The following is a 20,786-nucleotide window of genomic DNA, read 5'->3' as shown; positions in this document are numbered from 1 at the left end:
ATGAAGCCTGCAACCCTGAACCACTATGGCCAGCGCCTGGAACCCGTCCTGCGCTGGCTGGCGAGCCACCCCGACGCCGATCCGGACCTGTACCGGCTGGCCGAGCTGGCCTGCCTGTCGCCGTACCACTTCCATCGCGTCTACCGCGCCATGATGGGAGAGACGGTGAACGCCACCGTGCAGCGCATCCGCATGCACCGCGCGGCGGTGGCGTTGGGGAATTCCGAGGCTTCCTTGCGCGAGGTGGCGCAGCGCGCCGGCTATGAGTCGGACGCAGCGTTCAACCGGGCATTCGGCGCGACCTTCGGCATATCGCCGGGGCGCTACCGGGCTGTCCGCTCCCGTCCCTTCGACCCACAGGAGCTAGGCATGTATCCCATCAAGATCGAAACCTTTCCGGGCGCGACGCTGGCGGTCCTGTCGCATCGCGGCAGCTATCAGGAAATCGGCCCGCTGTTCACGCGCGCCTTCATGCTGGCCGTCAGCCGCGGCATCGCGCAGCCGGAGTCCATCGGCTACGGCGTGTATTTCGACGACCCCGAGCAGGTACCTGCGAGTCAGCTGCGGTCCATGGCCGGCATGTCGGTGGCGCCGGACGCCGACCTGGGCGGCGAGCTGGAGCGCTTCGAGATTCCGGAAGGCCGTTGCGCCATCCTGACGTACACCGGGCCCTATAACGAGATGGACAAGGCCTACAACTGGATGTTCTCGCAATGGCTGCCGGCCAGCGGCGAGGTGCCGGCGGACTTTCCCATGTTCGAGCAGTACCTGAACGACCCGCGCACCACGCCGCCGGCGCAATTGCAGACGCGTATCTGCATGCCGCTGAAGTAAGGCGCGGCGGTGTGAGCGCCGCGCCCGACGCGCTCAGCGGGCCGGCGTCTGGAAGCTGACCTGGCTCGGACGGCCTGGCAGGTTCAGGGTGGCGGTGGCGGGCGGCGTGGTCGCCACTACCTGCCCCGCGCGCAGCACCATCAGGCGGGTGGCGCGCAGGCGCAGCGCCTCGACGGCGTCGCGCGCCTGCAGCAGCACCAGATCGGCGCGCTTGCCGACGGCCAGGCCGGTCTCGTCCAGGCCCAGGATCCTGGCCGGCGTGGTGGTGACGGCTTCGAAACAGGCGCGCATGGCGTCCTGGCCCGTCATCTGGGCCACGTGCAGGCCCATGTGCGCCACTTCCAGCATGTCGCCCGAACCCAGGCTGTACCAGGGGTCCATCACGCAGTCATGGCCGAAAGCCACGGGCACGCCAGCGGCCAGCAGCTCGGGCACGCGCGTCATGCCGCGGCGCTTCGGATAGGTGTCGTGGCGGCCTTGCAGCGTGATGTTGATCAGCGGGTTGGCGATGGCGGACACGCCGGCTTCGCGCATCAGCGGAATCAGCTTGGAGACGTAGTAGTTGTCCATGGAGTGCATGGACGTCAGGTGCGAACCCGTCACGCGGCCTTGCAGGCCCAGGCGCTGCGTGTGGTACGCCAGCGTCTCGATGTGGCGCGAGAGCGGGTCGTCGCTTTCATCGCAGTGCATGTCCACGCGCAGGCCGCGTTCGGCCGCCAGTTCGCACAGGATGCGCACCGATTCCGCGCCGTCCTGCATGGTGCGTTCGAAGTGCGGAATGCCGCCCACCACGTCCACGCCCATGTCCAGCGCGCGCTTGAGGTTGTCCAGGGCGGCGGGGGCGCGCAACACGCCGTCCTGCGGGAAGGCGACCAGTTGCAGGTCCAGGTAGGGTTTGACCTTCTCGCGCACGTGCAGCAACGCTTCCGTGGCCAGGAGGCGCGGATCGCACACGTCCACATGCGAGCGGATGGCCAGCAGGCCGCGCGCCACGGCCCAGTCGCAATAGGCCAGCGCGCGCTCGACCAGCGCTTCCTGCGTCAATAGCGGCTTGAGCTCGCCCCACAGCGCGATGCCTTCCAGCAGCGTGCCGGACTGATTCACGCGCGGCAGTCCGAAGGACAGCGTGGAGTCCATATGGAAGTGCGCGTCGACGAAAGGCGGCGCCACCAACTGGCCCGCCGCGTCCACGGTCTGCGCGGCCTCGGCCTTCAGCGCCGGCTCCAGCGCCACGATGCGGCCGCCGGCGATGCCGATGTCGATGTTCTGGCGGCCATCGGGCAGCGTGCAGTGTCTAAGAATCAGATCGAGCATGGAAGTCCTTGCGGAAGGTTTCTGTTGTTCATGGTACTGCGCGCAACCTTCAGCGCTCTCCCTTGCGGTAGGGCTTCATCAGGGCTTGCGGGTAGGCGGCGCGGCGCGCCATCACCACCAGGGCGAGGATGGACAGGACGTAGGGCAGCATCAAATAGACCTGGTACGGCAACTCCGGCAGGCCGGGCAGCGCTGCGCCGCCTTGCTGCATGCGCAATTGCAGCGCGTCGAAGAAGGCGAAGATCAGCGCGCCCAGCAGCGCCTTGCCGGGCCGCCACGACGCGAACACCACCAGCGCCACGCAAACCCAGCCGCGGCCGTTGACCATGTTGAAGAAGAAGGCGTTGAACGCCGCCAGCGTCAGGAAGCTGCCGGCCACGCCCATCAGTGCGGAGCCTGCCACGATGGCGCCCATGCGCAGGCGCGTCACCGACAGGCCCTGCCCTTCGGCCGCGGCCGGGTTTTCGCCCACCATGCGGATCGCCAGGCCGACGGGCGTGCGGTTCAGCACCCAGGCCAGTATCGGCACCGCGGCCAGGGCCAGCAAGGTCATGGGCGTCTGCCCCGCCAGCACCGGCCCGATGAGCGGAATGCCGTCCAGGAACTTCATTTCCGCAAACGGCGTGATCGTGGGCGGCGTGTTCACGCTGGGAAACGTGACGCGGTACGCGAAGTAGCTCAGGCTGGTGGCCAGCAGCGTCACGCCCAGGCCGGACACGTGCTGCGACAGGCCCAGCGGCACGGTCAGCGCGGCGTGCAGCAGGCCGAACACGGCGCCCGCAAACGCGGCTGCAAGCACGCCCACGTAGAGCGGCGCGCCCAGGTACACCACCAGCCAGCCGGTGAAGGCGCCGGCGGCCATGATGCCTTCGATGCCCAGGTTCAGCACGCCCGCGCGCTCGCACAGCAGCACGCCCAGCGTGCCCAGTATCAGCGGCGTCGCCAGGCGCAGTACCGCCACCCAGAACGCCGACGAGCTCATCAGATCCATCCATTCCATGGCGCGCTCCTCAGGCCCGGTTGCGGCGCAGGCGGTACTGCGCAAATAGCGTCGCGACCAGCATGGCGAGCAACGAAGTGGCGACGATGACGTCGGCGATGTAGTTCGGCACCGCGATGGCGCGGCTCATGCTGTCCGCGCCCACCAGCATGCCGGCCACGAACAGGCTGGCCAGGATCACGCCCAGCGGATGCAGGCCGGCCAGCATGGCGACCACCACGCCGGTGTAGCCATAGCCCGGCGACATGTCGAGCGTGACGTAGCCGGTGCGGCCGGCCACTTCGATCGCGCCCGCCAGGCCGGCTAGCGCGCCCGACAGCATGGCGGTGCCCAGCATTACGCGATTCACCGGCAAGCCCAGGAAGCGCGAGGCGTGCGCGTTGGCGCCGACCGCGCGCATCTGGAAGCCGAACACGGTATAGCGATTCAGCAGCCACAGCCCCAGCGCCAGGCCGGCCGCCCACAAGAGGCCGGTATGGGCGCGGGTGCGCTCGATCAGCTTGCCGAGCTCCAGGTCGCCGTTGAGCGCCACGGACTGCGGCCAGCCCATGGCCATGGGATCCTTCATGGGGCCGTCCAGCATCATCGACACGAACAGCAGCACGATGAAGTTGCCCAGCAGCGTGGTCACCACTTCATCCACGCCCAGCCGGGTCTTGAGAATGGCGGGGATCAGCAGCAGCAAGGCGCCGGCCAGGGCTGCCGCCAGCATCATGCCGGCAAACAGCGCGGGCACGGGCAGGTCGAAGCCGGTGCCGTCATGCAGGCCGCCCACCGCCACCGCGGCCAGTGCGCCCAGATATAGCTGGCCCTCGGCGCCGATGTTGTAGAAGCGCGCGCGGAATGCCACTGCACAGGCCAGGCCGGTCAGCATCAGCGGAGTGGCGCGGGTCAGTGTTTCGGACAGCGCAAAGCGCGAGCCGAACGCGCCTTCGAACAGCAAGGCATAGGTGCGGCCCACGGGGGCGCCAGCCCAGGCCACCAGCAGGGTGCAGACCGCCAGCGTGAAGGCGATGGCCGCGAAGGGCGCCAGGGCCAGCGCCAGGCGGCTGGGCTCCGGGCGGCGTTCCAGGATCAGTTTCATGCGAGTAATGCTCGATAGGTAGTGGAGACGCGCGGGACGCAGCGGGTTTTCATCCCTGCGTGCCCGTCATGGCCAGGCCCACCGTGGCGGGCGTCCATTCGGACACCGGCTTCACGGCGATCAGCTTGCCGCCGCACAGCACGGCGATGCGGTCGGCCAGCGCGAAGATCTCTTCCAGGTCTTCGGATACCAGCAGGACGCCTGCGCCACGGGTGCGCGCTGCCAGCAACTGCTCGCGCACATAGGCGACCGCGCCGATGTCCAGGCCCCAGGTGGGCTGGTCGGCCACGATGAAGCGCGGTTCGCGCGCCAGCGTGCGGCCCAGGATCAGCTTCTGCATGTTGCCCCCGGACAGGCTGCGGGTGCGCACGTCCAGCGACGCGGCCCGCACGTCGAACTGCTTGGCCAGGACCTGGGTATAGGCTTTGCCGGCACGCGCCCGGATCAGGCCCCAACGCGCGAAGCGCGGGTCCTTCAGGTCTTCGACAATGGCGTTTTCCCACAAGGGGCTGTCGCCGATCACGCCTTCGCCGTGGCGGTCTTCAGGGATGCGGCCGACGTGGGCCGCGGTCCAGCCGGCCGGCGTCGTGGGCGCCGCCGCATGCTCGGGGCCCAGGCGGATGGTGCCGTCGGTGGGCTGGCGCAGGCCGGTCAGCACCGACACCAGCGCCTGCTGGCCGTTGCCGGCCACGCCTGCGATCGCCACGATTTCGTGCTTGTGGACAACCAGGTCCAGGCTGTCCAGGCGCGTCGCCCCGTCGCGACCGTCGCGCACGGTCACTTGAGACAAGGTCACTACGGGCGCGGCCTGCTCGGCCGCGGCCACGGCTTCGGCGTGCGGCATGACGACCTTGCGGCCCACCATCAGCTCGGCCAATTCGGCCGGGCTGGTGCTGGCGGTTTCGCGCTCGGCCACCAGCTTGCCCTGGCGCAGCACCGCCACGCGGCCCGACACCGCCATGACTTCGTCGAGCTTGTGCGAGATGAAGATCACGGCCAGGCCTTCATCGACGAAGCCGCGCAGGGTGGCAAAAAGGTCCTGCACTTCCTGCGGCGTGAGCACCGCGGTCGGCTCGTCCAGGATCAGGACGCGCGCGCCGCGGTACAGCGCCTTCAGGATCTCGACTCGCTGCTTCTCGCCGACCGACAGCGTGCCGACGCGCGCGTCCGGGTCCACGCCCAGGCCGAAGCGTTGGCCGAGTTCAACCAGGCGCTGGCGCGCCTTGCCGCGGCCGGACGCCAGCTTCCACAGCGATTCCGTGCCGACCATGATGTTGTCCAGCACGGTCAGGTTGTCGGCCAGCGTGAAGTGCTGATGCACCATGCCGACCCCGGCCGCCAGCGCGGCGTCGGGCCGGCCGGCCGGCAAGGCCTGGCCAAAGACTTCGATGTTGCCGGCGTCGGCCACGTAATGGCCGAACAGGATCGACACCAGGGTCGATTTGCCGGCGCCGTTCTCGCCCAGCAAGGCCAACACTTCGCCCTGGCGCAGCGTGAGCGATATGTCGTCGTTGGCCGTGAGGCTGCCAAAGCGTTTGGTGATCCCCGTCAGTTGCAGGGCGAGAGGCGCGTGGTTCATCGTGCCGAGGACTTGGGTTCTTTGTCGTTGACCTTGACGCTGAAGCTGCCGTCCAGGATGGCCTTCTGCTTGGCCTGGACCTTGGCCATCAGGTCGGCGGGAATCTTGCTTTCGAAGGTGCCCAGCGGCGCCAGCGACGAACCCTTGTGCTTCATCAGAGAATACTGGCCGTAGTCGTCGGCCTTGAACGTGCCGGCGCGCACCTGCTTGAGCGCTTCCTCGATGGTGGGTTCCATGCTCCACAGCGCCGAGGCGACGACGGTCTCCGGATACTGCTGTTGCGTGTCGATGACGTTGCCGATGGCCAGCTTGCCGCGTTCCTTGGCGGCGTCCGACACGCCGAAGCGCTCGGCGTAGAGCACGTCCGCGCCCTTGTCGATCATGGCGAAGGCGGCTTCCTTGGCCTTCGGGGGATCGAACCAGGAACCGATGAAGGTCACGGTGAACTCGGCCTGCGGATTCACTTCCTTGGCGCCTTCGATGAAGGCGTGCATCAGGCGGTTCACTTCGGGAATGGGGTAGCCGCCCACCAGGCCGATCTTGCCCGTCTTGCTCATGCCGCCGGCGATCATGCCGGTCAGGTAGGCGGGTTCCTGGATGTAGTTGTCGAACACCGAGAAGTTGGGCTGCTGCGGCTTGCCCGAGGAGCCCATCAGGAAAGCGGTCTGCGGATAGTCCTTGGCCACCTTGCGGGCGGCGGCTTCCACGGCGAAGGCCTCGCCCACCACCAGCTTGTTGCCTTGTTCCGCGTACTGGCGCATCACGCGCTCGTAGTCGGCGTTGGTGACGTTTTCCGAGAACGTGTATTCGATCTCGCCGCGATCGCGGGCCGCGACCAGCGCCTTGTGGATGCGCGACACCCATTGCTGTTCGACCGGCACCGTGTAGATGGCGGCGACCTTGGTCTTGGCGGGCGCCTGGGCCAGGGCGGCGCCCGAGAACATCAGCGCGCCGGCGGCGGCCGCGGCCAGCTTGAGCAGGCCGCGGCGGGCGATGCCGGCGACGGACGGGGTGGAAGAGGCTTTCATGCGGGTGACTCCTGCGAAGGGAGGGAAAGGGATGGGAATTGGAGGCGATGCGCGTTCGACGCCGTCCTGCGCGCCGCTGCTGCGCGCGCGGCAGCGCCCGGTTCCCTATGGGAGCCGCTGGCAGGCGTGCCGGGGCTAGCGTACGGGAACGAGGGCGTGGGATCGGTCATCGGATGGGAGCGCCAGGAGGCGCACCCATCCGAATGGTCGGGTTCGCAGCCAGCCCTGGCGAAGCAATTTGTATGCCATGGGGCATTCCCGCGACAAGTCGGGGAAACCTGATGGCCGGGCAGGATTATAGGCACCCTGGCGGGGATTGGTGGCACCAGAGCGGTGCGTGTCTGCCAAGGGGTGGACAGAGTGCGTAACCAGGTCAAAGTTCAGGGAGTCTGAAATTTCATCTGGGCAGGGGGCAAGAATCCTGGCGACGCTTCATTATTGGGCCTTGAACTCTGTTTGCACACTGGCGAAGGAAACAGAGCGGGCAGGTACACGCCAGTCTGAGAGAGTGGCGGCGGTGCGGGCCGACTTGACGTATCGGTCGCACAAATAGGGAGGCCCCACCGAAGTGGGGCCATCGTTCGGACCTAGTTGCATCACCAGCATTCACATCTGGGAGTGGCTTTTCTAGGGCAGCGCGTTGACTGTACCGTTTTTGAGCATGACTTTCAACCAAGCTTTCGGCGATGGTGCAGGAGCGCCCTGCTTGGAAGGGGAGAATAGGACTAATGGAATGGAAACTGCGGGAAACGGTGTTCTCCGCCCCGCGAATGGGGCGCTATCTGAACAGCTATGGCGGAGACGCGTTGCGGGCGGCCGTTGCCTACGATCACAATGTCCGGTTGGCGCAGGCGCTGATGCCCGCCTTGCAGACAATGGAGATCGTTCTTCGCAACGCCGTCCATCGAAGCCTGAGCAGGTCGATGGGAAGCGCCGACTGGTGGAATGGTCTGCCCTCCCCTGAGTTCGAGTGGCTGCACGTGGCGGTGGGAGACGCGGGGATCAAGATCCAGCGACGCCGGGAACGCGTCACTACTGACAAGATCGTTGCCGAATTGACTTTTGGATCGTGGACGCGGCTGTTCAATGCCCAGCATGGGCGCACGTTATGGGGGCGCCTCCTCCTGGCCTTTCCCACCTGTCCGAAAGCCAAGCGCCGACGTGGCCCGATCAGTTCGTCCCTGAACCGCATTCGGGATTTGCGCAACCGGGTCATGCACCATGAACCGCTGCTGTGGGTAGAGCCTTCGGTGAAGGATATCCATGGCGATATCCAGGAGGTCCTGGATTGGATCGATCCGGGCATCAACCGCTGGCTCGTCCATCACGACTCCTTGCCAGCGAGATGGGCTGAATGCGCGGCGATTTGAACCGTCCAGCCCAGACTGAACGAAATTCGATGCATGGAACGGGCCGTTGCGGCTGCCCACACCCCGATCCAGGGCCCGCGCGCCTAAAATCCCAGGCATGAGCCGCGCGCGTGGCGCGGCAAGCTGGAAGACCCATGCAAGATATACAACTGCTGCTGGAACAGTACGGCGGGTGGCTGGTGTTCGCCAACGTGCTGGTCGAGCAGGCCGGCCTGCCGGTGCCCGCCTATCCCATGCTGATTGCCGCCGGCGCTCTGGCCGGCGCGGGTGGGTGGCTCGTGCCCTGGATGGCGGCTACGGTCGCCTGCCTGCTGGCCGACAGCCTGTGGTACGTGGCCGGCCAGCGCTACGGCTCGCGCCTGTTGGGCGTGATCTGCAAGATGTCGCTGTCGCAGGACTCCTGCATCCGGCAGACGCAGCGCCTGTACCTGCGCATCGGCGTGCGCGCGCTGCTGGTGTGCAAGTTCCTGCCTGGCGCGGGGGCGCTGTCCACCGTGATGGCAGGCCTGACGGGTACGCCCTACCGTCGTTTCCTGGGCTACGACATCGTGGGCTCCCTGATCTGGTCGGGTTCGGCCCTGCTGCTGGGCGGCCTGTTCCACAACGTGGTCAACGATGTGCTGGAAATCCTCGGCACCTACGGTGCGATGGGGCTGGGCGTGCTGGCGGCGGTGCTGGCGCTGTACATCCTGGCGCGCTTCCTGCGGCGCCGGATCCTGCTGCGCAGCCTGCGCGTGATTCCGCGCCTGTCAGTGGACGAGCTGATGCAGTGGCGCCAGGACGGCCGCAATGCGCTGGTGTTCGACGTGCGCCCCGAGGCGGTGCGCGAAGAGCAGCGCATCCCCGGCGCCATCGCCGTGGACCTGAAAGCGCCCTTGCCCCGGCTGGATGCCCAGGCGCTGGAATCCGACATCGTCGTGTACTGCGCCTGCCCCAACGAGGTGTCGGCCGCGCTGTTGGCGTCGCGGCTGCGCGCCGCGGGCTACCCCAAGACCTGGGCCTTGCGCGGCGGTTACCAAGCCTGGCAGGAGCACGAACACCCGCTCCCCCCGCAAGGCGCATAATTCCGCCATGAGCCCGCGCAGACGGCGGGCGGCCTACAAGGAGAGACAGGCATGCGGATTTTGTTCTTGGGCGCCGGCGGCACCGGCGGCTACTTTGGCGGACGGGCGGCCCAGGCGGGCGCGGACGTGACCTTCCTGGTGCGCGAGCCGCGCGCCGCGCGGATCCGCGAACAGGGCCTGCGCATCAAGAGCCCGCTGGGCGATGCCACGCTGCAGCCGCAGCTGGTCACGCAACAGACCTTGCAAGGCAGCTACGACGTGGTGGTGCTGAGCTGCAAGGCCTATGACCTGGCCAGCGCCATCGAGGCCATCCGTCCCGCGGTCGGGCCCGATACCGCCGTGCTGCCCATCATGAACGGCGTGCTGCAGTACGACGTGCTGGACCGCGAATTCGAACCGCATCGTGTGCTGGGCGGACTGTGCCAGATCAACGCCACCCTGGGCCCTGAGGGCGAAGTGGTGCATCTGGGCAAGTACGCCAACATCGTCTTCGGCGAGCGCGCCGGCCCCGCCCGCAGCGAACGCTGCGTCGCGCTGGAACAGGCCCTGGCCGGCGGCGAATACGTCAGCCGCCTGAGCACCGACATCTACCAGGACATCTGGGAAAAATACGTGTTCCTGACCACGCTGGCCGCAGCCACCTGCCTGATGCGCGGCTCGGTCGGGCAGATTGCCTCTACCGACGACGGCATCGACATCATGAGCGGGCTGCTGCAGGAATCGCAGGCCGTTGCCGCGGCGTCGGGCCACGCCGTGCGGCCGGAGGCTGACGCCTCGGCGCGCAAGCTGATTACCGACCGTACCCAGCCCGTCACCGCGTCGATGTTCCGCGACCTGAGCCAGGGACTGCCGGTGGAGGCCGACCACATCGTCGGCGACATGGTGCGGCGCGCCCGCACCCTGGGCGTGGACGCGACCTACCTGCGCACGGCTTACGCGCATCTGCAGGTCTACCAGGCGCAGCGCGCCGCGGCCTGAACGCCGCCCTGTCTGGCGGCCCCCTGTTCAAGCGGGGCCGCCGGGAGCACACTGGCCTGACGGCGGCGAAGACGCCGGCAGGGCTGCCTCTTCGGTTCGTTCCGGGCGGGTTTGCCAGGTATTGGTGCATAAATTGCAAAAAACTCATCCGGTTTTACGGGTTTTTTGATCGGATTTGTACGAATAGTATGGCTTTGCCTGAGCCGGAGCGTTGCGCCGCAAGTTGCGGCGGCCCTGGCTCCCCTACCCAAGGAGCAAGACCATGAAAGTTGCATTGATCGGAATCACCGGCCGCGTGGGTTCGCGCGTGGCGGACGAATTGCTCAAGCGCGGCCACCAGGTCACGGGCATCGCCCGCAACCTGTCCGACGTGAATCCGCAGCTCGGCCTGACCATCAAGCAGGGCGACGCCACCGATCCCGAAGCGCTGACCTCGTTGCTGAAGGGCCACGACGCCGTGATCAGCGCGTCGCGCTTCGTATCGTCGGACGCCAAGCCGCTCCTGAGCGCCGTGAAGGACGCGGGCGTGCCGCGCCTGCTGGTGGTCGGCGGCGCGGGCAGCCTGCTGGTCGCCCCAGGCAAGATGCTGATCGACACCCCCGAATTCCCCGATGCCTACAAGCCCGAGGCGCGCGCCGGCGTGGTGTTCCTGGACACGCTGCGCCATGAAAAAGTGCTGAACTGGACCTTCCTGTCGCCTTCGGCGCTGTTCGAGCCGGGCGAGCGCACCGGCCAGTTCCGTTTGGGCGATGACACCCTGCTGGCCGATGACGAAGGCAAGAGCTGGATCTCGATGGAAGACTATGCCATTGCGCTGGTCGATGAACTCGAAACGCCCAAGCATTCGCGCCGCCGCTATACCGTCGGCTACTGATCCTGGCCGTCCGCGGATCACGAAGGGCCTCGGCAAGAGGCCCTTTTCCATTGGGGGCCTAGGCCCGGAATCCATGTTTTTGTTTGTAAACTGGCGCACCGCCAGCCGGCGTTCCGACACCTGAGTTTGCCCCGTATGCGTATGAAGTTGAAATCGTTGGCCCTATGTCTGCTGGTTGCCGCCACCTGTCTGGCAGCCGCGCCGGCTAGCGCGGCCGCACCCCAGTCCAACAAGGACCTCGTGGTGGCGTTCTTTCGCATGATGTTCCAGGACCGCGACGTCGACGAGGCGGTGCGCCTGTACGTCAGCCCGAACTACGTCCAGCACAACCCCTACATGCAGGATGGCGTTGGTCCGCTGGTGGATTTCTTTCCCGCCTATTTCGAGCAGCATCCGCAGTCCATCGTTGAAATCAAGCGCGTGATCGCCGAGGGCGACCTGGTGCTGATCCACAACCTGTGGCGCGATTCGCCGGAAGACCGGGGTCAGGCCGTAATGGACATCTTCCGCGTGGAAGACGGCAAGATCGTGGAACACTGGGACGTGAGCCAGGAAATCCCCGAGAACCCCGCCAACAAGAACGGCATGTTCTAGGAAGCGCCGCATGTCCAGCATCGAACCCGTAGACCTGTCCCGCGCCTATCTGCTGCTGAACCACGGCCCCACGGTGCTGGTGACCAGCGCCCATGGCGATGCGCGCAACGTCATGGCGGCCGCCTGGGCCATGCCCCTGGACTTCAGTCCGCCCAAGATGCTGGTGGTGGTGGACAAGAACACCTACACGCGCGGTCTGATCGAGGCGTCGGGCGAATTCGCGCTGTGCATCCCGTCGCGCGCGCAGGCCCGCGCCACGCTGCGGGTGGGTACCGATTCCGGGCGCGACGAAGACAAATTCCAGGCCAGCGGCCTGACGACCTTCCCCGCCAGCAAGATCGGCGCGCCGCTCATCAGCGGTTGCCTGGGCTGGCTGGAATGCCGCGTCGTGCCCGAACCGCACAACCAGCAGGCCTACGACCTCTTCATCGGCGAAGTCGTGGCCGCGTGGGCCGCGCCTGAAGTGTTTTCCGGCAATCGCTGGCATTTCCCCGACGACGAGCGCCGTTCGGTCCATTACGTGGCGGGCGGCTCCTTCTTCGCCACCGGCGAAGCCTTCAACGTTTCCGATCCGGAGTAACCATGATGCGCAGCGTATATCTGGCGGGTTTCGACGTGTTCCTGCCTGATGCGGCGGCGCACGGCAAACGCTTGAAGGCGCTGTGCGCCACCTACGGTTTCGACGGCCTGTTTCCGCTGGACAATGAAGCGCCGCAGGGCTTGTCCGGCCAGGCGCTGGCCCAATGGATCTATCGCGAGAACGTCGCGCTCATCCGGCGCGCGGACATGGTGATGGCGAACCTCAATCCGTTTCGCGGCGCCGAACCCGATTCGGGCACGGCATTTGAAGTCGGCTACGCCATCGCCTGCGGCAAGCCGGTATGGGCTTACACCGGCCAGGCAGGCTCGTTGATCGATCAGGTGGCGGTGGGGGCTGCGGCAGACGACGGCGCATCGCGCATGGTCGATGCCGAGGGCTACACCGTGGAAGACTTCGGCCTGAACCTGAATCTGATGCTGGCGTGCAGCGCCCGCATCGTCACGGGCAGCGCCGCCGACTGCCTGGCGCAGATGGCCCGCGAACCGGGACGCTGACCGTCCCGAACCATGGCGCGGCTAGCTGCGCGCCGTTTTCGCTGCCTTTGCTGCCTTCGCTGCCTTCGGCGGCGCGCGGCGCGCGGCGGGTTCGCCCAGGTATCCCATCACCGCGTTGACCACGGCCTGTTCCAACTGCTGCGTCGAGAATCCCGCGGGCGGTTCCAGCGCCGCGGCATGCACCAGTGACTCCATGATGCGCAACACCACATAGGTCGCCAGATCCCGGTCCTGCTGCGCGATTTCGGCGCGATGCAGTTCCAGAAGATGGCGCATGCGCCTGTGGATATCCTGGTCCGCGCGGCTGTGTTCGTGCGGCTGGTCGAACAGCGGAAACTCCCTTTCCAGCACGCGGTGCAGCGCGGGTTCCAGCAGGTGGGCGTGCAGCATCGCCTCGACGATGGCCGCGACGCGCTCGCGCAGCGTGGCCGCGGGATTGCTGTCCAGGACCGAGTCGATGACGTCCAGCATCTGGTTGTCGTGGCGGTTGTGCAGCGCCGCGATCAGGGCGTTCTTGTTGGGGAAGTACTGATACAGCGAGCCGACGCTGACGCCGGCTGTTTCCGCGATCAGATTGGTATTGGTGCCCGCATAGCCGTGGGTGGCCAGAACGCGAGCCGTGGCTTGCAAAATCGTCTCTACGGTGTGCTGGGATCTGAGCTGGCGCGGCGATTTCCGGGGCTGTGGGATGGCGGTCATGGGTACTGTGAAAGGCGAGTATCGAATATGAGCAATGGCTCATAAAATTTCCAGCAGGCAATCCGGTTCATCGCCCGCACACGGGGATTATGCCATCGGCGGTTTTCAAACTGGTTCCGGTTTGCGCATCTCTCACTTAAGGAAATTCAATGTCGCATTCATCGACGGCCGGGGCCATGCCCGCGGCCCAGGGGCCCGTGCGCTCTGTCTTCGCGCAAGTGCTGCCGCTCGCGCTGGCGGTATTCGTCGGGTTCTTCATGATTGGCCTGCCCATGCCGGTGCTGCCTCTGTATGTGGACGGCACGCTGGCGCTGGGCGCGCTGGTGGTCGGGGTGGTGGCCGGCCTGCAGTTCGCCGCCGCCCTGTTGTCGCGCGCCTATGCGGGCTCGCTTGCCGACCGCCGCGGCGCCAAGCGTGCGGTGGTGGGCGGTTTTGTGCTGGGCTCCATCGCGGGCCTGTTCTATCTGCTGGCCGATGACCTGTCGGCGCGGCCGCAGGCGGCGCTGGCCGCGCTCTTGGCCGGACGCGCGCTGATGGGCTGCGCCGAAAGCCTGATCGTCACCGGCGCCCTGAGTTGGGGCGTGGGCCGCGTGGGGCCGCAGAACGCGGGCCGCGTGATGGCCTGGGTCGGCGTGGCGATCTACGCCGCCTATGCGCTGGGCGCGCCCGCCGGCATGCGGCTCTACGGCGTCACGGGCTTTGCGGGTATCGCCTGGGCCACGGCGCTGATTCCCCTGGCGGCCCTGGCGCTGGTGCTGCCTTTGCGCGGGGTGCGTGCGGCAGGCGGCGTGCGTACGCCTTTCTACAAAGTGCTGGGTCTGGTGCTGCTGCCCGGCGCGGGCCTGGCGCTGGCCAGCGTCGGCTTTGGCGTGATCACTGCGTTCGTCAGCCTGCTGTTTTCGCAGCGTGGTTGGGATGGCGCAGCGTGGATGTTCACTGCGTTCGGCGTGGGCTTCATCCTGGCGCGGGTGTTCTTTGCCGGCCTGCCGGACAAGCTGGGCGGCGCACGCGTGGCGCTGGTGTGCGTGCTGATTGAAGCGGCGGGGCAGTGGCTGATCTGGGCCGGAACCACGCCGGCATGGGCCTATGCCGGCGCGCTGCTGACGGGCGCGGGCTATTCGCTGGCATTCCCCGCTTTTGGCGTGGAAGCCGTGCGCCGCGTGCCGGCGGCCAGCCGGGGCGCTGCCATGGGGGCGTATGTGGCCTTCCTGGACGTGGCTTTGGGACTGAGCAGCCCGGCGGCGGGCTGGCTGGCCGGCGAGCAAGGCTATGGCGCGGTGTATGCGATGGGCGGCGCGTGCGCGCTGGCGGCGATGGTCGTCGCCATGGCGCTCAGGACGCGTAGGTAAAAAAGGCGGCCGCCGGTTCCGGCGCCGCCTGCTCAAGATCAGACCGTCGCGGCCATCTCCAGCACTTCGTCGTCGATCGCCTCGGCCTGGCCGTCCTTCAGCTGTTGCAGATGGTCGGCCAGTTCCGCGATGGTCAGCGCCACCAGTCCGTGCTGCGCGGCATAGCGCTCAAGCGCGGCGCCGCGCATCATCGTGCCGTCGGCATTCATCAGTTCGCACAGTACGCCGGCCGGGCGCAGGCCGGCCAGCACGGCCAGGTCCACCGAGCCTTCGGTGTGGCCGCGGCGGGTCAGCACGCCGCCCGGCTGGGCGCGCAGCGGGAACACATGGCCCGGGCTGACGATGTCATCGCTTTGCGCCGACGGCGAAATGGCGGCGCGGATGGTGGTGACGCGGTCCACGGCCGACACGCCGGTGCTGACTCCTTCGCGCGCTTCGATGGAAACGGTGAAGGCGGTGGCAAAGCGGCTCTGGTTGCGCTGGACCATGGGGGGCAATTCAAGCCGGTCCAGGGTTTCGCCGGGCAGGCACAGGCAGACGATGCCGCTGCCGTCGCGAATCAGCTGCGCCATCACGGGTACGGTCAGCTTGTCGGCGGCCACGATCAGGTCGGCTTCGTTCTCGCGGTCGAAATCGTCCATGAGAATGACGGGACGGCCCAGGCGCAGATGATGCAGGGCGCGCTGCAAGCGGGCGGCAAAAGGCTGCGAAGCCAGGCTGGGGTTGGGGGACTGCGGGGTAAGGGTAAAGTTGGACATTTGAAACGCTCTCGCAAGTTGAAAGGGGCGAAAAACGTTTCAGGGCTACTCGACAGCCGAACGCAATACGGCAGTCCGGGCGCGGGTGCGCCCGGTGCTACCGTTGTGCCGGCACATCTTCTCTCATCCGGACTATGACCGTCGGCCCTGGCATCTCACCAGATCTGCTGACCCCGGTGTCCGTGAAGGACGCCGGGCGCTCGCGGGCTCGCCATATTGCATGGCATACCGCCGGTGGGGAATTACACCCCGCCCTGAAGACGTACTGCATGTCGTGTTAACGACCTTGCGGATTGTACGCCTGTCCGGGGCTGGGGCCGGAATACGCTCGCTGCGCCTGGGGTCTTCGGCGGGGCGGGGTCGGACCCCGCCGATGCTCAGGCGCCGGCTTCGACGGCCTCGGGCTCGTCGGCTTTCTTTTTCTTCTTGGCCGGCAGCGCCAGCATGGTACCGCGGCACGGCGGCGTGCCGCAGAGGCAGCGGTAGCCTTCCTTCAGTTTCTTGGTGATGCGGCCGTCCAGCACCAGGCCGTAGTCATACGACAGCTCGGTGCCGCGCGGAATGTCCTGCAGCGCGACGATGTAGACGCGCTTGCCGTGCTTGCCTTCCTGGGCTTCGCAGTTGGGCTGGCAGGAATGGTTGATCCAGCGCGCATCATTGCCCTGGTCGCCGCCGTCGATCACGCGGCCGGAGCTCAGTGCGAAGAAGAAAGTGTGGAAGGGATCGTCCGGATTGGTCGGATGACGGCGGTCGGCTTCCTTGGCGCTGATGCGCTCGCCGCCGTACTCAATGATGCGCGTGCCCGCGGGAATCTTGCGCGCGGCGAAGACGCCGTTGCCGTGCAGCTTGGAGCGGCGGACGGCATACCAGGGCTTGATCGGGGTGTCTTCGTTGGTCATTGCTCGATGGAAGTGGCGGTGAGACGAAACAGAATTATATCGGCGCGTTTTTGACAGCTTGATGGGCGTATAGTGTGCGCCGCCTTGTTCCTCCGGTTAGCACCATGATTGTCCGTCCGCGTCCTTCCGCGCTGGCTTTGTTCTTTGTCTTGCGCGGGTCCATCATCCCGCGGATCCTCAGCCGCATCCTCGTCATCACGGCGCTGTCCTGCTTCGTGGTGTGGATGTACCACCAGGCATGGTTCTCGCCCGCCCATCTGTCGGCGGTGCCGTTCTCGCTGTTCGGCCTGGCCCTGTCCGTGTTCATGGGCTTTCGCAACAACGTCTGCTACGACCGCTGGTGGGAAGCGCGCAAGCAATGGGGCGAACTGATCGTGCAGGCGCGCAGCCTGGCGCGCGAAAGCGCGGTGCTGCTGGCGGCCAGCACCGCCAACCCGGTGCAGGAACGCATCGTGCGCCGTTGCATCGGCTTCGGCTACGCGCTGGCGGCGCGGCTGCGTCAGGAAGACATGGCTTCTGCCGCGCGCCCCTGGGTGCAGCAGGACGAGGCCGAGACCCTCAACGGCTGCCGCAACGTGCCTGACGCCCTGCTCATGGCCATCAACCGCGACCTGGCGGCCTGTCTGCGGCGCGGGGAGCTGAGCGACATCCTGTACCAGGCCCTGACCCAGCGCGTGGCCGCCTGCGCCGCCATCCAGGCGGCTTGCGAGCGCATCAAGTTCACGCCCTCGCCCTTCGCCTATTCGCTGCTGCTGCATCGCACGGCCTGGCTGTTCTGCCTGTTGCTGCCCTTCGGCCTGGTGGGCACGCTGGAATACATGATGCCGGCGGCCGTCACCATCGTGGCCTACACCTTCTTCGGCCTGGACGCGGTGGGTGATGAACTGGAAGACCCCTTCGGCTCCGACGAGAACGACCTGCCGCTGTCGGCGCTGGCCCGGGTGATCGAGATCGACCTCCTGGAAGGCCTGGGCGTGCGGCCTCTGCCCGAGCCCGCCGTGCCGGTGGATTTCGTGCTGCGCTAGGGCGGAGCCTATTCCGCCAATCCCGTCAACGGCAGCTTGGTTTCCTTCAACCGGCGCAGCACAAAGCAGGATTTGCTGTGCCGGATGCCCGGGATGCGGTAGAGCTGTTCGCGCAGCAGCCGTTCGTAGTCGCGGGTGTCGCGCACGGCGATGCGGATGTAATAGTCGTAGTCGCCCGAGACCAGGAAGGCTTCGAGGACCTCGGGTATCTGCGCCAGCGCCCGGCCGAACTCGTACAGCGTTTCCTCGCTGTGGCTCTCCAAAGTGACGTGGACGATCACTGTGTCCATGAAGCCCAGACTGGCCGGATCGATGTCCACCGTATAGCCGCGGATGACGCCTGCGCTTTCCATGCGCTTGATGCGGTTCCAGCACGGCGTGGACGACAGGCCCACCGCCGCGCCGATGTCGTTCAGGCTGGCGCGCGCGTTGTCCTGCAGCACCTTGAGTATGGCGAGATCAAATTTGTCCAGGTTCATTTTCTTTGATTCCTTAAAATCAAAGATAAATTTACTCCGTTCATCGGTTATCCGTGGAAAAGAAGATAAATATTCTTCCGATCTACGAATAAGATAGATAGCATGAACGATCGCCTGCACCCCACCGCCGCCGCCGCGCTTGCCGCCACTGAACGCCCCGCTGACAACGGGGCGAAAATTCTGCTCGATACGCTGATCGCGTGTGGCGTGGATACCATTTTCGGGTACCCCGGCGGCGCGGTGCTGCCGCTGTACGACGCCCTGTACGCCGAGCCGCGCCTGCGCCACGTGCTGGTACGCCACGAACAGGCCGCCGTGCATGCTGCCGAAGGCTATGCGCGCAGCACCGGCCGCACCGGCGTGGTCTTCGTCACTTCCGGTCCGGGCATGGCTAACACCACGTCCGGCCTGCTGGATGCCATGTGCGATTCGATCCCGGTGCTGTGTATCAGCGGTCAGGTTGCCACGGCCGCCATCGGCACGGACGCCTTCCAGGAGTGCGACGCCATCGGCATCTCGCGCTCCGTGACCAAATGGAATACGCAGGTCCGTTCGGTGGACGACGTGGCAGCGGTGACGGCCCGCGCTTTTGAGCTGACCCGCCAGGGCCGCCCCGGCCCGGTGCTGCTGGATTTCCCCAAGGACGTGCAACTGGCCGTGCCTCGCGACGCGGACGATGATGCCGTGCCCTCGCAACAGAAGCTGGCTGCGCTGCGCGCACGCCGCCAGGCGGGCAAGCTGGCGCCCAAGCTGCCGCAGTCGGCCGTGCGCCGCGCCGCCGCCTTGATCGCGCAGGCCAAGCGCCCCATCTTCTACGGCGGCGGCGGGCTGGTGAACGCCGGCCCCGAGGCCTGCGAGGCCTTTACCGACCTGGTGCGCCACACCGGCGCGCCCTGCACCCTGACCCTCATGGGCCTGGGCGCATTCCCCGCGTCCGACGCGCAGTTCGTCGGCATGCTGGGCATGCACGGCACGGTCGAGGCCAACCTGGCCATGCATAACGCCGACCTGGTGGTCTGCATCGGCGCCCGCTTCGACGACCGCATCACCGGCAAGCTGTCGGAGTTCTGCCCGCATGCGCGCAAGATCCACATCGATATCGACCCGGCTTCCATCAACAAGGTGGTGCGCGTGGACGTGGCGCTGGTGGGCGACTGCCTGCCGCTGGTGCGCGCGCTGCGCGCCGAACTCGGCGAGGAACCCATGGACGCGGCGCGGCTGGCGCCCTGGTACAAGCGTATCGACGCCTGGCGCGCCCAGGACTGCCTCGGCTATACCCCGGCGGCCGACGCGATCCTGCCGCAGCATCTGATGGCGCGCCTGAACGACGCGCTGTCCGACCGCGATGCCATCGTTTCCACCGACGTGGGCCAGCACCAGATGTGGGCCGCGCAATACCTGCGCTTCGACAAGCCCAACCGCTGGCTGACCTCCGGCGGCGCCGGCACCATGGGCTATGGCGTGCCCGCCGCCATCGGCGCGCAGGTCGCCCATCCGGACAAGACCGTGGTCTGCGTCAGCGGTGACGCGTCGGTGCTGATGAACATCCAGGAACTGTCCACCGCCATGCAGCACCAGACGCCCGTCAAGGTCGTGTTGTGCAACAACGGCTACATGGGCATGGTGCGGCAATGGCAGGAGCTGATCCACGGTGGGCGCTACAGCCACAGCTACAACGCCTCGCTGCCCGACTTCGTGGCGTTGGCCCGCGCCTTCGGCTGGGGCGCAGCCCGCGTGGACGATCCGGCAAAGCTGGATGCCGCGCTCGCCGAATGCCTGGCGCATGACGGCCCCTACTTCCTGGACGTGGCGGTCGCGGCGCAGGAGAACTGCTTCCCGATGATGCCTGCTGGGCACGGGCATCAGAAGATGATGCTGGCCGAAGGCGTCTGGTATCAGGACGAGACGACCTGATCGCCGTTGGGCTGCATGCGCAGCCCAGCGCCCTGCTTCAGAACTGGATCGACAAACCGCCGTCCACCACCAGCACGTGCCCGTTCACATATGATGCCGCGGGCGACGCCAGGAATACGGCGGCGCCCGCGATTTCCTCCGGTTCGCCCCAGCGTCCCATGGGATTGCGCGCGGCGATGCGCGGGCCCACATCGGGGTCCGCCACCATCGCGGCATTGGTCTCGGTGGCGAAGGTGCCGGGCGCGATGGCGTTGCTGGTGATGCCGTGGCCGCCGAACTCTGCCGCCAGCGCGCGCACCATGCCCGTCAACCCCTGCTTGGCCGCGGGATAGACCGCATCGCCCGAGCGCGCCAGCTCGCCCACCACCGAGGTGATGGCGATCAGGCGGCCGCTGCCCTGGCGCACCATGCGCTCGGCGGCAAACTTGGCCAGCAGCATGCCGGCGACCATGTCGGTGTCGATAAGCTCGCGGATCTCGGCGGGACTGGTGTCGCGCAGCGTCTTGCGGTTGCGCGCGCCGACGTTGTTCACCAGGATGTCCAGGCGGTGGTGGTCGCGGTCTATGTCCTGGAAAGCGCGTTCCATGGCGGCGTCGTCGCTGATGTCAAAAGGCAGCGCATGCGCATCCAGGCCGGCGGCGGTCAACTCAGCCGCCGCGGCTGCGACGGCTTCTGCGTTGCGGCCGTTGATCAGTACGCGCGCGCCGCAGCCGGCCAATGCGCGTGCGATACAGAAGCCCAGCCCGCGGGCCGAGCCGGTCACCAGGGCGACTTGTCCCGTCAGGTCGAAGTTGCGCAGATACGGCAGCGTGTTCATGTCAGTCGTCCAAAGTGCTCTATCTCAATCAG

At 66.9% G+C, this 20,786-nt stretch carries 21 protein-coding genes and 1 riboswitch; of the genes, 11 read left to right on the top strand and 10 right to left on the bottom strand.

Going from position 1 to position 20,786, the window contains the following annotated elements:
• Complete coding sequence (locus HV793_RS07255) at positions 1-834, top strand: AraC family transcriptional regulator (RefSeq protein ID WP_119449788.1); 834 nt, start codon at positions 1-3, stop codon at positions 832-834.
• Positions 835-867: 33 nt separating this feature from the next.
• On the opposite strand, the gene HV793_RS07250 is transcribed toward HV793_RS07255, so the two are convergent.
• The 5 genes from HV793_RS07250 to HV793_RS07230 are packed head-to-tail and all read right to left on the bottom strand — an operon-like array spanning position 868 to position 6,839.
• A complete protein-coding gene (locus tag HV793_RS07250; RefSeq protein WP_175212926.1) occupies positions 868-2,148 on the bottom strand; it encodes an amidohydrolase family protein in 1,281 nt (426 codons plus the stop codon).
• 49 nt (positions 2,149-2,197) lie between these two features.
• Positions 2,198-3,148: an ABC transporter permease gene (locus HV793_RS07245; protein WP_175212925.1), complete on the bottom strand. Its 951-nt coding sequence runs from the start codon at positions 3,146-3,148 to the stop codon at positions 2,198-2,200.
• 10 nt (positions 3,149-3,158) lie between these two features.
• Positions 3,159-4,232 carry an ABC transporter permease gene (locus tag HV793_RS07240; RefSeq protein WP_054455738.1) on the bottom strand — a complete coding sequence of 358 codons (1,074 nt, stop codon included), beginning with the start codon at positions 4,230-4,232 and terminating at the stop codon, positions 3,159-3,161.
• Positions 4,233-4,281: 49 nt separating this feature from the next.
• A complete protein-coding gene (locus tag HV793_RS07235; RefSeq protein WP_175212924.1) occupies positions 4,282-5,811 on the bottom strand; it encodes an ABC transporter ATP-binding protein in 1,530 nt (509 codons plus the stop codon).
• On the bottom strand, positions 5,808-6,839 hold the full coding sequence (locus HV793_RS07230) for a BMP family protein (RefSeq protein ID WP_082401099.1): 1,032 nt from the start codon (positions 6,837-6,839) through the stop codon (positions 5,808-5,810). The genes HV793_RS07235 and HV793_RS07230 overlap by 4 nt, the downstream gene beginning before the upstream one ends.
• A 728-nt stretch (positions 6,840-7,567) precedes the next feature.
• Between HV793_RS07230 and HV793_RS07225 the strand changes: the two genes are divergently transcribed.
• The 7 genes from HV793_RS07225 to HV793_RS07195 all read left to right on the top strand — a co-directional run bounded on the left by HV793_RS07225 (position 7,568) and on the right by HV793_RS07195 (position 12,814).
• The gene (locus HV793_RS07225; protein WP_119449791.1) at positions 7,568-8,209 is read left to right on the top strand and encodes a hypothetical protein; all 642 of its coding nucleotides are present in this window, start codon (positions 7,568-7,570) and stop codon (positions 8,207-8,209) included.
• 134 nt (positions 8,210-8,343) lie between these two features.
• A complete protein-coding gene (locus tag HV793_RS07220; RefSeq protein WP_054455735.1) occupies positions 8,344-9,273 on the top strand; it encodes a DedA family protein/thiosulfate sulfurtransferase GlpE in 930 nt (309 codons plus the stop codon).
• A gap of 51 nt (positions 9,274-9,324) precedes the next feature.
• Complete coding sequence (panE, locus tag HV793_RS07215) at positions 9,325-10,251, top strand: 2-dehydropantoate 2-reductase (protein WP_054455733.1); 927 nt, start codon at positions 9,325-9,327, stop codon at positions 10,249-10,251.
• Between the two features lie 262 nt (positions 10,252-10,513).
• The gene (locus HV793_RS07210; protein ID WP_054455731.1) at positions 10,514-11,125 is read left to right on the top strand and encodes an NAD(P)-dependent oxidoreductase; all 612 of its coding nucleotides are present in this window, start codon (positions 10,514-10,516) and stop codon (positions 11,123-11,125) included.
• A 135-nt stretch (positions 11,126-11,260) separates the two neighbouring features.
• Positions 11,261-11,719 carry a nuclear transport factor 2 family protein gene (locus HV793_RS07205; RefSeq protein WP_082401097.1) on the top strand — a complete coding sequence of 153 codons (459 nt, stop codon included), beginning with the start codon at positions 11,261-11,263 and terminating at the stop codon, positions 11,717-11,719.
• Positions 11,720-11,729: 10 nt separating this feature from the next.
• Positions 11,730-12,299: a flavin reductase family protein gene (locus HV793_RS07200; RefSeq protein ID WP_054455727.1), complete on the top strand. Its 570-nt coding sequence runs from the start codon at positions 11,730-11,732 to the stop codon at positions 12,297-12,299.
• Between the two features lie 5 nt (positions 12,300-12,304).
• Positions 12,305-12,814 carry a nucleoside 2-deoxyribosyltransferase gene (locus tag HV793_RS07195; protein ID WP_054455939.1) on the top strand — a complete coding sequence of 170 codons (510 nt, stop codon included), beginning with the start codon at positions 12,305-12,307 and terminating at the stop codon, positions 12,812-12,814.
• Between the two features lie 21 nt (positions 12,815-12,835).
• Here HV793_RS07195 and HV793_RS07190 read toward each other — a convergent pair whose 3' ends face one another.
• Positions 12,836-13,513, bottom strand: a complete 678-nt coding sequence (locus HV793_RS07190) for a TetR/AcrR family transcriptional regulator (protein WP_125473684.1) — start codon at positions 13,511-13,513, stop codon at positions 12,836-12,838.
• 149 nt (positions 13,514-13,662) lie between these two features.
• On the opposite strand from HV793_RS07190, the gene HV793_RS07185 reads away from it, so the two are divergent.
• The gene (locus HV793_RS07185) at positions 13,663-14,862 is read left to right on the top strand and encodes an arabinose transporter (RefSeq protein WP_175212923.1); all 1,200 of its coding nucleotides are present in this window, start codon (positions 13,663-13,665) and stop codon (positions 14,860-14,862) included.
• 38 nt (positions 14,863-14,900) lie between these two features.
• On the opposite strand, the gene ribB is transcribed toward HV793_RS07185, so the two are convergent.
• Together ribB and HV793_RS07175 are read right to left on the bottom strand one after the other, a co-directional pair.
• Positions 14,901-15,620, bottom strand: coding sequence for a 3,4-dihydroxy-2-butanone-4-phosphate synthase (gene ribB / locus HV793_RS07180; protein ID WP_175212922.1), 720 nt, complete (start codon positions 15,618-15,620; stop codon positions 14,901-14,903).
• 111 nt (positions 15,621-15,731) lie between these two features.
• Positions 15,732-15,886: riboswitch (FMN riboswitch) on the bottom strand.
• A gap of 111 nt (positions 15,887-15,997) precedes the next feature.
• A complete protein-coding gene (locus HV793_RS07175) occupies positions 15,998-16,519 on the bottom strand; it encodes an SET domain-containing protein (RefSeq protein ID WP_054455721.1) in 522 nt (173 codons plus the stop codon).
• Between the two features lie 104 nt (positions 16,520-16,623).
• Between HV793_RS07175 and HV793_RS07170 the strand changes: the two genes are divergently transcribed.
• The gene (locus tag HV793_RS07170) at positions 16,624-17,544 is read left to right on the top strand and encodes a bestrophin family protein (RefSeq protein WP_054455719.1); all 921 of its coding nucleotides are present in this window, start codon (positions 16,624-16,626) and stop codon (positions 17,542-17,544) included.
• 8 nt (positions 17,545-17,552) lie between these two features.
• On the opposite strand, the gene HV793_RS07165 is transcribed toward HV793_RS07170, so the two are convergent.
• Positions 17,553-18,023, bottom strand: a complete 471-nt coding sequence (locus HV793_RS07165; protein WP_013390823.1) for an Lrp/AsnC family transcriptional regulator — start codon at positions 18,021-18,023, stop codon at positions 17,553-17,555.
• A 93-nt stretch (positions 18,024-18,116) separates the two neighbouring features.
• Here HV793_RS07165 and ilvB point away from each other — a divergent pair, with 93 nt between their 5' ends.
• The gene (gene ilvB, locus HV793_RS07160) at positions 18,117-19,937 is read left to right on the top strand and encodes a biosynthetic-type acetolactate synthase large subunit (protein WP_119449794.1); all 1,821 of its coding nucleotides are present in this window, start codon (positions 18,117-18,119) and stop codon (positions 19,935-19,937) included.
• Positions 19,938-19,974: 37 nt separating this feature from the next.
• On the opposite strand, the gene HV793_RS07155 is transcribed toward ilvB, so the two are convergent.
• A complete protein-coding gene (locus tag HV793_RS07155) occupies positions 19,975-20,754 on the bottom strand; it encodes an SDR family oxidoreductase (protein ID WP_175212921.1) in 780 nt (259 codons plus the stop codon).
• Positions 20,755-20,786 lie beyond the last annotated feature (32 nt).

This window comes from Achromobacter aegrifaciens (genome assembly GCF_902859965.1).
Lineage (GTDB): Bacteria > Pseudomonadota > Gammaproteobacteria > Burkholderiales > Burkholderiaceae_B > Achromobacter > Achromobacter aegrifaciens.
Note: the sequence above shows the minus strand (reverse complement) of the source record. Positions and strands in the feature narration are given on the sequence as shown.